Raw genomic sequence first — 12,688 nt, 5'->3', positions numbered from 1 at the left:
GGTAGGTGCGCGGTCCAGCCTGATCGCAGCGCCCGGGGCGCTGCGGCGGCGCCGCGGTGACGCCGTGACGGCACTCGGCGGGCGGCACTCAGCGGACGACGGCGGGGTCGATCTCGTCGGCCCAGTCGAGGAAGTGCTCGACGATCTCCTGCCGCCAGGCCTCCCCCACCTCGTACGCCTCGAACGACTCGGGGCTCTTGCCCTGGACCGAGCGGAACCGGTCGGCCAGCATCGCCCGGTCGAACGGCAGCGACTCCTGCTCGTCCCCGATCGACAGGACCTCGTCACGGGTAAAGCGCCCGGAGCCCATCACCGCATCGATGTCGATGAAGTCACGCGTCTCACCCCGGGACCACAAGGCGCTCATCTTTCCGGCCACGGCATCACGGACGTCGAGCACCGGTCCGACGGCCAGCTGGGAGGGTTGGAACGCGCGGTAGTTCGCGCCGATCTGGACGTCGCTCGACTCGCCCGTGACGGGATCGGTGACGTTGACGTCGGCGAACGTCCGACCGATCAGGTTGTCGCGAACGTCCAGGCCGGCGGCCAGGAACGCCGCTCGAAGCTTCGCCACCGAGACCACGAAGACATCGGGCTCGAACACGTTCGTGAACAGGTCCACGTCGTTGGACGGCCGGTCGCCGATGCCGTTCGCGGAGATCGCGTAACCGCCGGCCAGTGCGAAGCCATAACCCTCCAGCGCCTCCAGGCCGATCGTGGCGAGGCGCTCGTGGAACGGGAGCATCAGGCGGCTCCCGTGACCCTCGACCGGGCAGCCAGCTCAGGGAACTTCGACTCCCAGACCGTGCGACACCGACCGGGGAGGTTGAGGAACGGCCAGAGACGCACCAGCTCGGACCGGTTCAGGACAGCCCGGTGGTCCGGCACGAAACCGTCGCGGACGGTCGCGCTGTACAGCTCCAGCTTCCGCGCCCGCCGGCCGAGGTCGTACGTCGGGTCCAGGCTCGTGTCGATGTGCGGCCCCACGGTGACGATCCCCGTGGTCGGCCCCCGCAGCTCGTCGAGGGACTCCGGGGTGACGTACGGGATGTGGTCGGCGTAGACGTAGCCGCGCGGCACCGTCCGGTACCCGCCACGCTCTGCGGACATCCTGTTCACCCCTCTCGATCGGCAGTGGTTCGAGCCTACGACGTGGCCCCTTCCCGCCGGCCAGGATATCCACAGCCCTAGACGTCTGCCAGTGGATACCCCGCCGGTCGTCCCCGGGCTTCCTCACCCGCCAGGTGTCAGCGTGACCCGCAGCAGCCGGTCGTCGACCGGCCGGCCGTCCTCGGTCGCGGGTTCGCCGCGGCCGTCCGTGTTGCCGGTCAGCACGTACAGCTCGCCGTCGTTCCCGGTCTGGACCGCGCGCAGCCGCCCGTACTCCCGGGCCAGCAGCTCCTGCGGCTCCCCGAAACCCGGGCTCTCGCCGCCGGCGACGTCCTGCGCCGTGCCGAGCAGCGGCACGCGCCACAGCCGCTCCCCGCGCAGCGCCGCCAGGTACACGGCCTCGTCGGTGACGGCGATACCCGACGGCGACGCCTCCGACGTCGGCCACCAGGCCACCGGGTCGACGAACCCGGCGCGTTCCCCCGGACCCTCGACGTCGGGCCAGCCGTAGTTGCCGCCCGCCTCGATCACGTTCAGCTCGTCCAGGCGGTCCTGCCCGAACTCGCTCGCGAACATCCGGCCGCTCGCGTCCCAGCCCAGGCCCTGCACGTTGCGGTGCCCCAGCGACCACACCGGCGAGCCGGGGTCAGGGTTGCCCGGCGCGGGTTCGCCGTCGGCCGTGATCCGCAGGATCTTGCCGCCCAGCGACTCCGGGTCCTGCGCGTTCGCGGGGTTCCCGGCGTCGCCCGTCGCGACGTACAGGTACCCGTCCGGGCCGAGCGCGATCCGCCCGCCGTTGTGGTTGGAGGCGCTCGGGATGCCGTCGAGGATCGTGGTGACGTCGCGCAGCGTCACGCCGTCCAGGTCGAGCTCGGCGCGCAGCACGGCGTTGTCCTCGGCGCCCGTGCGGTACAGGAAGACGGTGAACGTCGGCCCGGTGTCCTCCGGGTCGACGGCGACGCCGAGCAGACCGCCCTCGCCCCCGGGCATCGTCTGGTCGGCCAGCTCCTGGGCGCCGCCGGACGCGTCGAGCGGCTCGACGTCGCCGTTCGGGTGCACCACGGCGAGCGCCGCGTCGTCCCGCGTCGTGACCAGGAACCGCCCGCCGGGCAGCGGGGCGATGCCCCACGGGACCGGGAGCTCCTGGGCCACCACCTCGGCCTCGGCCGTCACCTCGCCGTCCCAGGGATCCGCACCGTTCGAGGGATCCGTGCCTGACGGCGCAGCCGTGCCTGACGACGTGCTCTCCGACGCGGACGGGCTCGGCGACACGACGCCGGGCTCGGCCGACCCGCTGCACCCGCTCACCCCCGCGACCAGCACGAACGCGGGCAGAACCAAGGTCAGCAGGTGCCGGCGCACCCCGGCGTCAGTGTCCACTCCCCCATCCAAGCACCCCGCCCGCGACGGGGTGCGGCGTGGCGATCGGCGGTTCGTCGGGTGATCGGCGTTCCGGGGTGCCGATCATGTGACGAACTACCGATCACCACGGGCTACCTCGGCAACCAGCGGAGTGGAAGAGTGAGGTTCATGAGCCTTGCCGAGTCCTCGCCCGAGCTGCGGGCCCTCATCGTCGTCGACGTGCAGCCCACGTTCTGCGAGGGGGGTGAGCTCGCCACGGAGGGCGCGAACGAGATCGCGCACCGCGTCGCCGCCTACGCCGCCGCCCACCGGGACCGGTACACCACCGTGGTGACCACGCAGGACTGGCACATCGACCCGGGCGAGCACTTCAGCGACACCCCGGACTTCGTCGACTCGTGGCCGCCGCACGGCGTCGCCGGCTCGCCGAACGCCGAGCTGCACCCCGCGCTGGCCGACCTCGCCCCGGACGCCAAGCTGCTGAAGGGCCAGTACTCGCACGGGTACTCCGGCTTCGACGGCGCGGACGAGCACGGCCGCAGCCTCGCCACGGTCCTGTCCGAGGCCGGGGTGACCGCCGTCGACGTCGTGGGACTCGTGCAGTCGCACTGCGTGAAGCACACGGCGCTCGACGCCCGCCGCGCGGGCCTGCACGCCCGGGTGCTGACCGACCTGACGATCCCGGTCTCGCCGGAGCAGGGCGAGGCCGCCGAGAAGGAGCTGACGGCCGCCGGCGTGGACCTCCGCGACTCCTCGGCCCTCTGACGCCGCCCCGGCACCGGGCCGAAGCCGGCCCCGGCTAGATCCAGCTCGGGAGCAGCATCAGCCGCTGCCAGTACTCGTACGGCACCGGCATCGCAGTCCAGATCGGGTAGTAGAGCACGCTCACGCCCACGATCAGCACCACCAGCGCGGCGGCCAGCCAGCACACGATCCGCCGGTCGGCGCTCCTGCGCGGCGTCCGTTCGAGCCCGACCGCCAGCACGTAGACGAGCGTGAGGATCACGAACGGCGTGAACACGATCGAGTAGAACGTGAAGATGGTGCGGTCCGCGAGCGGCCACGAGTAGAGGAACCACGGCAGCCAGCCCGCGGCGATGCCCGCGAGGGCGGCGGTGCCGCGCCAGTCCCGGTACCTGATCACGAGCACCAGGACCACCGGGATCGCGAGGGCGCCCAGCCACCACAGCAGCGGGTTGCCGAGCGACGTCACGGCGGTGGCGCAGTCGCCCACCGAGTCTGCCGGGCAGGGGCCCTGGCCGGGGGCGAACTTCTCCCAGAAGAACGACGTCGGCCGCCACTGCACGATCCAGCCCAGCGGGTGCGACGCGTAGTTGTGGTCCGAGTCCAGGTTGGTGTGGAAGTCCCACATCATGTGGTGGTACTCCCACAGCGACCGGCCGGCCTCCCAGGCGCCCTGCGCCCAGCCCCAGTCCGGCCACCAGCCCGGCGGCGTCACGCCGTTCACCACCGCCCAGTCGCGCAGGTACGACTTCGGGTGCGCGAACCAGGCCGACCACGACGCGACGTACACCGCGACCACGGTGGGCAGCATGACCAGGGCGGCCGGGACGGCGTCGACCACCAGGGCGTCCTCCCACCACCGCCCGATGCCCGCCGTGCGGCGGGCCGTGAGGTCCCAGACCACGGTGAGCAGGCCGAACGCCGCGACGAAGTACAGACCCGACCACTTCACGCCGCAGGCCAGACCCAGCGACACGGCCGCCGCGAGCCGCCACCACCGGAACCCGAGCCGTGGCCCGTACCGGCCGATCGCCCCGCCCGCCTCGACGATCTGCGCCACCCGGTCCGCGAGCCTGCGTCTGGCCCACTCGCGGTCCATCACCAGGCAGCCGAACGCGACGAGCACCCAGAACATGAGGAACTGGTCCAGCAGGCCGGTGCGCGAGTGCACGATCGCCTCGCCGTCGACCGCGAGCAGCAGGCCCGCGACCAGGCCGAGCAGCGTGGACGAGAACAGGCGGCGCGCGATCCGCACCATGAGGAACACGGCGACCACGCCGATCACGGCACTCGCGATGCGCCAGGCCATCGGGTCGGTCGCGCCGCCCATGAGGCGCATGCCGATGGCGATCATCCACTTGCCGACGGGCGGGTGGACCACGTACTCGGCCTCGTCGGTCTTGTACGAGCTGACGTCGCCCGCCTCGAACGCGGGGTTGGGCTTGTCGGGCCACGCGGCCTCGAAGCCGAGGCTGGCCAGCGACCAGCCCTCCTTGACGTAGTACGTCTCGTCGAAGACCAGCTTGCCCGGGCGGCCCAGCGCGTACAGCCGCGCACCGGCGGCGAGCGCCGTCACGACCAGCGCGCCGAAGATGCCCCAGAACCGGTCCGAGGCGCGGCGGCCGAGCGCGAGGCGGCGCTCGCCCAGCAGGTCACGCAGGAGACGGTCGCGCACCGGCGGCTCGGCCGGGGCGACGGCGGGGAACGATCCCGTCGGCGTCATCCGGGCGCCCACCGCCTCGCGGCGCACGTGCGCCCCGTAGGTTCCAGGCAGAGCCTGCTGCACTGCGGCGTGATGCGCTCCGGTGGCTTCAGGCTGCTGAGACACCGGGCCAGCATAGAGCGTGGGACAGTGTGGTTCATGACCGACTCGTCCCCGGTTCCCGGGCCCGCGCCCGAGGCCGGCACTCTCGTCCTGGCAGCCACCCCCATCGGCAACGCGGAGGACGCCTCGCCCCGGCTAGTCCGCCTGCTGGCCGACGCCGACGTGGTGGCCGCCGAGGACACACGCCGCCTGCACGCCCTCGCCGGACGGCTCGGGGTCGAGGTGCGCGGCAAGGTGACCAGCTACCACGAGCACAACGAGACGGCCCGCGCGGACGAGCTCCTCGACGTCGTCGCCGAGGGCGGCACCGTGGTGGTCGTGACCGACGCCGGCATGCCGTCGGTCTCCGACCCGGGGTACCGCGTCGTGGAGCGGGCGATCGAGCGCGACCTGCGGGTCACGGCCGCACCCGGGCCGAGCGCGGTGCTGACCGCGCTGGCGCTCTCCGGCCTGCCGACCGACCGGTTCACGTTCGAGGGCTTCCTGCCGCGCAAGGCCGGCGACCGCTCCCGGACGCTCGGCGCGCTGACCACCGAGCCGCGCACCATGGTGTTCTTCGAGGCGCCGCACCGGATCGCCGAGACGCTGGGCGCCATGGCCGCGGCGTTCGGCGACACCCGCCCGGCCGCCGTCGCGCGCGAGCTGACCAAGACGTACGAGGAGGTGCTGCGCGGCCCTCTCGCGGACCTCGCGGAGCGCGCCGCGGCCGAGCAGCTCCGTGGCGAGATCTGCGTGGTGGTCGGCGGGGCTCCGGCCGTGCAGGCGAGCGTGGACGACGTCGTGGGCGAGGTCCTCGAACGGGTCGCCTCCGGCGAGCGGCTCAAGGCCGTGGTCGCGGAGGTGGCCGACGCCGCGGGCGTTGCCAAGCGCGACCTGTACGCCGCGGCCCTGGCGGCGCGCCCCGCCAAGTAGGACCTGTCAGACGTACAGGTCACCCGGGTGACCTGTACGTCTGACACGTGCGGGGACTACCAGTCGATCTGGGGCGTGGGGTGGTAGCTGGCGCCGTCGCGCCGCCAGGCACCCGCCTCGACGGCGATCCGCCGGCGGAACGACTCCCAGTCCTTGGCGCCGGGCTGCGACCAGGCGGCCTCGGCCACCGCCGCGAGCCGGGGCAGCAGCATCGAGAACAGGTGGTCGCGGTTCAGCAGGGTCTCGGTCCAGACCGCGGCCGACACCCCCTCGATCGCCGACTCGGGCAGCCCCTCGATGAGGGCCGCCGGGTCCCAGTCGTAGGAGTCGTGCAGCTCGACGAACGCGGCCCACTGCTGGCCCAGCGGGTGCTCCGGCGTGTACTTCATGTCGAGGTAGGCCCGGTCGGCCGGCGACATCACGAACCTCGCGCCGGCCTGCGCGGCGCGCAGGAACGGCGCCGGGTCGGGCCGGGTGTCCCAGTACTGCAGCACCGTGCCAGGCTCCACCAGGACGGGCGCCTCGCCGCCGGGAGTGCCGGCGTGGCCCGCCGGGGCGTCGTCGTCGGCGTCGGAACCGGAACCGGAGCCAGGACCCGAGCCGGCCTCTGCCCCGGCCAGCGCCGCCACGGCCGCCTGGTCGCCGTGCGCCGAGCCGGCCGCCTCCTGCCAGGCCACCGGGACCTTGCCCGCGCCCGCGATGATCTCCTGGCACAGCACCACGAACCGGCCGAACTCCTCGGGCTGCATCACCAGCACCTCGTCGCCGCCGAAGTGCACCCACGGCCCCAGCGTCATGCGCGCGACATCGGTGAACACGTCCCGCAGGAACGGTTCGGTGGTGGGCAGGTCGAAGTGCAGCTTCGAGAAGCCCACCTCGATCCCGTCGTAGGCGTCGGTGGCCTCGCCCGACGGCGTGAGCTCACCGTAGGCGTGGGTCGCCGCGTTGACGTGCCCGGGGACGTCGATCTCCGGGACGATCACGATCTCCCGCTCGGCCGCGTACTCCTGCAGCTCGCGGTACTCGTCGGCGGTGAGGAACCCGCCGGTCGCGCCCGACACGGCGCCCTGCGACGACTTCTCCGTGAGCGCGGGGCGGGACGGGATCTCCAGCCGCCAGCCCTGGTCGTCGGACAGGTGCAGGTGCAGCCGGTTCATCTTGTACGAGCCCACGAGGTCCACGACCGCCCGCAGGTCCGCGGGCCCGAACCAGTGCCGCACCACGTCGAACGACAGCCCGCGCCAGCCGAACCGCGGCTCGTCCCGCACGACGACGGCGCGCACCTCGAGCGGCACGTCCGTCGCCCCGCCGTCGCCGTCCGCGCCGAACCGGCCCGCGTTGGCAAGCTGCCGCAGGGTCCGGACGCCGTGCAGCAGGCCGGAGCGCTCGGGAGCCGCGACGGACACGCCCTCGGCGGTCACCGTGAGCGTGTAGCGCTCGGAGTTCCGCGATCCCTCGGGACCCGCGGCGGGGTCGACGGTCAGCGTGACAGCCGTGGCGCCGTCCGCCACGACCGAGGCGCCCGCGCTCGTGAGCAGCTCACCCGCGAGGCGCTCGGTCACGGCGTCGGGCGCGTGCACGGTGACGGACCTGAGGTCCAGCACCCCCTCGCCCGCTACGAGCTCGACAGGTACGGGGATGACGGCGTCGGCGACGACGGCCGCGCCGCTGCTCACGGTGGTCACGATTGTTAGGGCCCCTTCGCTCCGATGGATGCCCGCAGTTTCGCAGGTTCAGCCGGCGGAGACCAGGCCCAGGAGCGGTTCGGTGGGCAGGATGCTCGTCGCGTCGGCGGGCACCTCGCTCGGCGCGGACCAGCCGAGCACCGCGTGGGCGGGCAGGTCGTTCGCGACGTCGGCCCAGACGCCGCCGGCCGTCGCCTGGCCCGCGGCCGGGCCCGCCGCGGTGAAGACCACCGCGACCTGCGACGGGATCCGCAGGGCCGCCCGGTCCACGACGGATGTCGCGGTGGACTGGTGCACCTCCAGCATGATCTGCGGCAGCCCCTGCGCGGTGGCGATCCTGGCGAGCCGGTCCACGACCTCCTGGAGCTCCGCCACGGGGACGGACCCCGACTCCGCGCCGTTGCCCGCGACGCGGAACTCGGGGTGCACGGACAGGCCGACACCCGGTCGCGTCAGCAGCGGTTCGAGGTCGTCGAGCTGCGCCGCGAGCGGCTGGACGCCGGGCGCGACGTCGAGCAGCACGATCTGCCCGGCGTCACGGATCGCCTCGACCGCGGGCGTGAGCAGCTCCAGCGGCTGCTCGTCCACGTAGTCGCCGTCCTCGCCCGGCGCGCTCGACCGCACGCTCGCCGTGACGGTCACCAGGGGCGAACCGCCCAGCACCTCGCCGTTCGTGGCGGCCGCGTTCACGGCGCGGACGGCGTCCGCCGCCGGGTCCGCGATGCCGGCCGGCACGGTGTACGACGTCGAGATGTAGCGGCCCGGGAAGAGCTGCAGCGATCCGTCCGGCAGCGTCGCGCCCGACGTCGCCACGGCGACCTGCCAGCCCAGGTCCTCCGCGGCGCCGAACTCGGCGCCGATCCCGACCACGCCGAGCGGCTTGAGGGCACGGATGGTCTCGACGGTGCCCGCGTGTGCCGCGACGTCGCCGCCGGGCACCTCGACCGGCACGGCGCCGGCCGCCAGGGCGGTACCGATGGCGGCCTCCTGCCCCGGCTTCGGGTCGACGGCGACGAGGATCTCCTGCAGCAGCTCCGGGTCGGTGACGTCGGGGATCTTCGCGCGCAGCCCGTCCAGGTCTGCCGCGTGCAGGCGGTCGGCGGTCGGCAGCTCGACCTTGGCGTCGTCCTGCTTGTCCGCGTCGCCCTTCCCCGCGTCGCCCTTCCCCGCGGAGGCCGCGGCCTCCGCGGCCGCGCTCAGCGCGCCCGGGTCGAAGCGGACCACGTCGGCCTTGCCCGCGGCCGGCCCCACGTCCGCGACGGCCTGCTCGTCGCCGACGACGACGACCGTGTCCGCCCCGAGCCGTTCGAGCTCGGCCACGACGTTGGTGTCCGAGACGCCACCGTCGGTCAGCAGGACCGGCGCGGTGACGGCGGCGCCGGTGGCCGCGGCGGTCGCGCGCGCGTCGACGTCGTCAGCCGAGGCGATGACCGCGATCGGGGAGGCGTGGAAGAAGGCCTGGCTCGCCGTCAGGGCCAGCTCGGCGGGGTCGGTCGAGTCGAGCACCAGGGCCGGCCCGGAGGGGTCCCTGACCTGGAACTTCTCCCCCGTCTTGCCGTCATCGCCCTCAGCCGTCGGCACGGTACAACCGGCCAGGAGAAGGGCGCCGACCGCGAGCAGAGCCGCGGCGGACGCAGGTCGGTGGTGCGGGACGAATCGGGCGTTCCGGATAACCACGGGTGCCATTCTCCCCCACCGGGCGGCGAAGTGAAACCACGGGGTGTGGGCCGACCGAGGTAGACGAACCCGTCAGTACACCTCCGGGTAGACTCTTCTCCTCAGATCGTCGGAACGAGTACGAAGGCAGGTGCGCACATGAGCACGACGTCGGCCCCATCCACCCGGGACCGCATCCTCGACGCGGCCACCGAGCTGTTCTACGCCCACGGGATCCGGGCGGTCAGCGCGGACAAGATCATCGAGCGCGCCGGGATCACCAAGGTCACGTTCTACCGCCACTTCCGGACCAAGGACACCCTGGTCGTGGCCTACCTGGAGCGGCAGGCGGCCTGGGAGCGCGGCGCGCTCGACGGGCTGCGCGCGTCCGCCGGTGACGCCGAGGCGCTCCGCCGGTTCGCCGCGAGCGTCGGCACCGAGGCCTGCAAGCCCGGCTTCCGGGGCTGCTCGTTCATCAACGCGGCGGCCGAGTACGCCGAGCCCGGCAGCGAGGTCCGCAAGGTGGTGGCCGAGCACCGCACCTGGTACCGGCAGACCTTCGCCGCGATGGCCGCCGGGCTGGGCGTGGCCGACGCCGAGCAGGCGGCCGACGAGCTGATGATGCTGCGCGACGGCGCCATGCTGTCGGGCTACCTGGACGACCCCGCCCGCGTCGGCAGCGCCCTGGAGCGCGCGATCTTCGCCGTCATCGACGCAGGTCAGGCCGCCGGTTCGCGCGTGTAGCCGCACCCGCTCCGGATCCGCCCGGACCCGACGAGAGCCCGTCGCCACCTCACCGTGGCGGCGGGCTCTCGTCGTCGGTTGCTTGTGCCGGCCGGTTCGGGTGCTAATGTAGACGTACTAGTTCGTCTACATGGTCGGAACGGTCGGTTCCCGGCCTCGAGAAGGAGCGCATCCCATGGCTGACAGCATCTACACCGCCGTCGCGACGTCCACCGGCGACGGCCGCGCGGGAGGCCGCGCGGTGAGCGACGACGGCCTGCTGGACCTCAAGCTGGCGATCCCCGCCGACATGGGCGGCCCGGGCGGCGCCACCAACCCCGAGCAGCTGTTCGCCGCGGGCTGGGCCTCGTGCTTCCACAGCGCGCTCAAGGCCGTCGCCGCCGCGAAGAAGGTCACGGTCAGCGACTCCGCCGTGGTCGCCGAGGTGAGCATCCACCCCGGGGACGGCGGTGCGTTCAACCTGAGCGCCGCGCTGCACGTCGAGCTCTCCGGCGTGGACCAGGCCACCGCCGACGGGCTGGTCGAGGCCGCGCACGCGGTCTGCCCGTACTCGAACGCGACCCGCGGCAACATCGAGGTCACGGTCGACGCGACCGTCGCTTGAGCCGGAGGTGCAGCGAAGGGTAGGGGCCGAGGAACGAGGCACCTGCCCGCAGCGAAACCGCAGGCTCCGGCGACCGACAAGCAGAGCTTGAGCCGGAGGTGCAGCGAAGGGTAGGGGCCGAGGAACGAGGCACCTGCCCGCAGCGGAACCGCAGGCTCCGGCGACCGACAAGCAGAGCTTGAGCCGGAGGTGCAGCGAAGGGTAGGGGCCGAGGAACGAGGCACCTGCCCGCAGCGGAACCGCAGGCTCGAGCGACAAAAGAGCAGAGCGTAGGCCCGCACCTTGACGGCAGTGTCAGACGCTCAGGTGACCATAGTGACCTGAGCGTCTGACACATCCCGAGCAAGGAGTTCCATGCCGTTCGCCGACGAGCTCATCAGCGACACCACCGCCGCGACCCTGACCCGCGCGGTCCGGGCGTCCGCCCCGCACGCCACGCTGCGGGCGCTGCCGGCGACCGCGGGCCGGCTCGCCGACCTCACGCTGCGCGAGCGGGCGGACCTCCTGCGGGACGCGCTGCTCGCCGACCTGCCGGGCACCTACGCGGACCTCGCCGCGGTGGTGCGCGCCGCGCGCGACGGCGCGGAGCCGTTCGGTGGCTGGCTGATCTGGCCGGTCACGAGCGCCGTCGCGTCCCGGGCCGTCGAGGAGGGCACTGACGCGGCGTTCGACGACGCGATGGCGCTCCTGGCCGACCTCACCGGGCGGCTCACCGCGGAGTTCGCCGTGCGGACCCTGCTGCGGCACGACCTGGACCGCGCCCTCGCCACGGCCACGGCCTGGGCCGGGTCGGACGACGTCGACGTGCGCCGCCTGGCCAGCGAGGGCACCCGCCCGTACCTGCCCTGGTCCGTCCGGGTGCCGGAGATCCTGGCCCGCCCCGGGGTGACGGTGCCGGTGCTCGACGCCCTCTACCGGGACGAGAGCGAGTACGTGCGCCGTTCGGTGGCCAACCACCTCAACGACCTCAGCCGTGACCACCCGCGGCTCGTGGTCGCGACGGCCGGCCGCTGGCTCGCGGACCCCGCGCCCACGACGCCGGCCCTCGTCCGGCACGCGCTGCGCACGCTGGTCAAGCGCGGGGACCCGGACGCCCTGGGCCTGCTCGGGTTCGGCCCCGCGACGCTGGAGATCGACGGTCCGGTGCTCGACGCCGCCCGCGTGCCCTTCGGCGGAGCGGTCCGGTTCACGGCCGCGGTGCGCAACGTCGGGGCCGAGGAGGCGCGGCTGGCCATCGACTACGTGGTGCACCACCGGAAGGCCAACGGGTCGCGGACGGCGAAGACGTTCAAGCTGACCACCCGGACGCTCGCCCCGGGCGAGCAGGTCGAGCTCAGCCGGGAGCACTCGTTCCGGCCGATCACCACGCGCCGCTACTACCCGGGGCCGCATGCCGTGACGCTCCAGGTCAACGGAGTCGCGACCGACGTGGCGGAGTTCGAGCTCGAAGCACCGCCGAACGACTGAGCGCTCAGCGCAGCGACGTCCGGACGATCCCCGCGACCACGTCCGCGAGGTCCGCCGGGATCGGCTTGCCGGCGCTCAGGTACCGCCGCACCGCGGCGTAGGGCAGATCGACGACGACCAGGAGCAGCTCGGTGGTCGAGACCGAGGTCTCGGCACGGACCCGCCGGGTCAGCCCACGGATCGCGTCGTTCCAGCGCGCGCTCTCCGTCGCCTCGGTGTCGCGGGCGGCCTCGGGCCAGGCCTCGGCCTCGAACCGTGCGCGGCCCGCGAGAAGCGCGTGCGCGTGGGCCGGCTCGGCCTGGCACCACCGCACGGTGTACGCGGCGAGCGCGGCCGCCGCCTCGACCGGATCCCCCTCGAACAGCGGGTACGCGTCCCGGTGGTAGCTCTCGATCGCGCTGTTCCACAGGGCCGCGAGCAGGGCGGGCCGGTCCGGGAACCGGTAGTAGAGCGACCCGCTGGGTACGCCCGCCTCGCGGATGACCGCCGCCATGGTGACCTTCGCCGGCCCGCCCTCGCCGAGGATCCGGCCCGCGGCGTCGAGGATCGTCGAGGTGTCGTGGGTGGGCCGGGCCATGC

12 protein-coding genes are annotated in these 12,688 nt (G+C 73.4%); 5 read left to right on the top strand and 7 right to left on the bottom strand.

The window, feature by feature from the left end; all coding sequences use genetic code 11:
* Positions 1-88: 88 nt before the first annotated feature.
* The 3 genes from QRN56_RS18505 to QRN56_RS18495 form a co-directional block, all read right to left on the bottom strand.
* Positions 89-745 (bottom strand): nucleotidyl transferase AbiEii/AbiGii toxin family protein, encoded by a 657-nt coding sequence (locus tag QRN56_RS18505; RefSeq protein WP_285105680.1) that lies wholly within the window; start codon positions 743-745, stop codon positions 89-91.
* Complete coding sequence (locus QRN56_RS18500; RefSeq protein ID WP_285105678.1) at positions 745-1,110, bottom strand: hypothetical protein; 366 nt, start codon at positions 1,108-1,110, stop codon at positions 745-747. Before QRN56_RS18500 ends, QRN56_RS18505 begins: the two co-directional genes overlap by 1 nt.
* A 123-nt stretch (positions 1,111-1,233) precedes the next feature.
* Positions 1,234-2,490, bottom strand: a complete 1,257-nt coding sequence (locus tag QRN56_RS18495; protein WP_285105676.1) for a PQQ-dependent sugar dehydrogenase — start codon at positions 2,488-2,490, stop codon at positions 1,234-1,236.
* 150 nt (positions 2,491-2,640) lie between these two features.
* Between QRN56_RS18495 and QRN56_RS18490 the strand changes: the two genes are divergently transcribed.
* Positions 2,641-3,237: an isochorismatase family protein gene (locus QRN56_RS18490; protein ID WP_285105674.1), complete on the top strand. Its 597-nt coding sequence runs from the start codon at positions 2,641-2,643 to the stop codon at positions 3,235-3,237.
* 34 nt (positions 3,238-3,271) lie between these two features.
* Here QRN56_RS18490 and QRN56_RS18485 read toward each other — a convergent pair whose 3' ends face one another.
* Positions 3,272-5,002, bottom strand: coding sequence for a dolichyl-phosphate-mannose--protein mannosyltransferase (locus tag QRN56_RS18485; RefSeq protein WP_285105671.1), 1,731 nt, complete (start codon positions 5,000-5,002; stop codon positions 3,272-3,274).
* 75 nt (positions 5,003-5,077) lie between these two features.
* On the opposite strand from QRN56_RS18485, the gene rsmI reads away from it, so the two are divergent.
* On the top strand, positions 5,078-5,953 hold the full coding sequence (gene rsmI, locus QRN56_RS18480; protein ID WP_285105669.1) for a 16S rRNA (cytidine(1402)-2'-O)-methyltransferase: 876 nt from the start codon (positions 5,078-5,080) through the stop codon (positions 5,951-5,953).
* 56 nt (positions 5,954-6,009) lie between these two features.
* Here the strand turns inward: rsmI and QRN56_RS18475 are convergent, their stop codons facing one another.
* Positions 6,010-7,638, bottom strand: coding sequence for a beta-N-acetylhexosaminidase (locus tag QRN56_RS18475; RefSeq protein WP_285105668.1), 1,629 nt, complete (start codon positions 7,636-7,638; stop codon positions 6,010-6,012).
* Between the two features lie 48 nt (positions 7,639-7,686).
* Positions 7,687-9,219, bottom strand: a complete 1,533-nt coding sequence (locus QRN56_RS18470; protein WP_285105666.1) for a hypothetical protein — start codon at positions 9,217-9,219, stop codon at positions 7,687-7,689.
* Between the two features lie 234 nt (positions 9,220-9,453).
* Between QRN56_RS18470 and QRN56_RS18465 the strand changes: the two genes are divergently transcribed.
* The 3 genes from QRN56_RS18465 (at position 9,454) to QRN56_RS18455 (ending at position 12,109) form a co-directional block, all read left to right on the top strand.
* On the top strand, positions 9,454-10,038 hold the full coding sequence (locus QRN56_RS18465; protein WP_285105665.1) for a TetR/AcrR family transcriptional regulator: 585 nt from the start codon (positions 9,454-9,456) through the stop codon (positions 10,036-10,038).
* A gap of 175 nt (positions 10,039-10,213) precedes the next feature.
* Entirely contained in the window at positions 10,214-10,642 is a 429-nt protein-coding gene (locus QRN56_RS18460) for an organic hydroperoxide resistance protein (RefSeq protein ID WP_285105663.1), read from the top strand.
* Between the two features lie 354 nt (positions 10,643-10,996).
* The gene (locus QRN56_RS18455) at positions 10,997-12,109 is read left to right on the top strand and encodes a DNA alkylation repair protein (RefSeq protein ID WP_285105661.1); all 1,113 of its coding nucleotides are present in this window, start codon (positions 10,997-10,999) and stop codon (positions 12,107-12,109) included.
* A 4-nt stretch (positions 12,110-12,113) separates the two neighbouring features.
* Here QRN56_RS18455 and QRN56_RS18450 read toward each other — a convergent pair whose 3' ends face one another.
* Entirely contained in the window at positions 12,114-12,686 is a 573-nt protein-coding gene (locus QRN56_RS18450; RefSeq protein WP_285105659.1) for a TetR/AcrR family transcriptional regulator, read from the bottom strand.
* Between the last annotated feature and the right edge of the window lie 2 nt (positions 12,687-12,688).

This window comes from Promicromonospora sp. MEB111 (genome assembly GCF_030209445.1).
Classification (GTDB): domain Bacteria; phylum Actinomycetota; class Actinomycetes; order Actinomycetales; family Cellulomonadaceae; genus Promicromonospora.
The sequence above is the reverse complement of the archived record's forward strand: the minus strand, read 5'-3'. Positions and strand labels throughout refer to the sequence as shown.